This is a genomic window from Pseudomonas sp. FSL R10-0056 (assembly GCF_009600105.1).
Lineage (GTDB): Bacteria > Pseudomonadota > Gammaproteobacteria > Pseudomonadales > Pseudomonadaceae > Aquipseudomonas > Aquipseudomonas bubulae.
This window is the reverse complement of record NZ_WIWL01000147.1, coordinates 1-255: the sequence shown is the minus strand read 5'-3', so window position 1 is coordinate 255 and position 255 is coordinate 1. Positions and strand designations below refer to the sequence as shown.

The 255-nt window shown below is 56.1% G+C and carries 1 pseudogene; it reads right to left on the bottom strand.

The annotated features are described in order from the left end of the window. Window positions 1-255, bottom strand: a pseudogene (locus GHO42_RS25730) (two-component sensor histidine kinase); the annotation flags it as partial.

The following is a 255-nucleotide window of genomic DNA, read 5'->3' as shown; positions in this document are numbered from 1 at the left end:
GGCTCATGCCCTCTTTACTGATGACCGTTTGCTCGAAGACCGGGTGTTCAATGGGCAATCCGGCCAGCAATTGGCCGGTGCTGTCATACACGGCTATCGCTTCGTCGTCGGGGTGGTGCCACACGTCCAGCAGTTGTTTGCCTGCTTCGACACCGTAGTGGCGCAAGAGCTGGGCTTCGCTTTCCAGAATGGTGTCGAGATGAGGATTGCCAGGCCCCAATCGACTTAACGTCATAACGCCGATACCGACAAAAA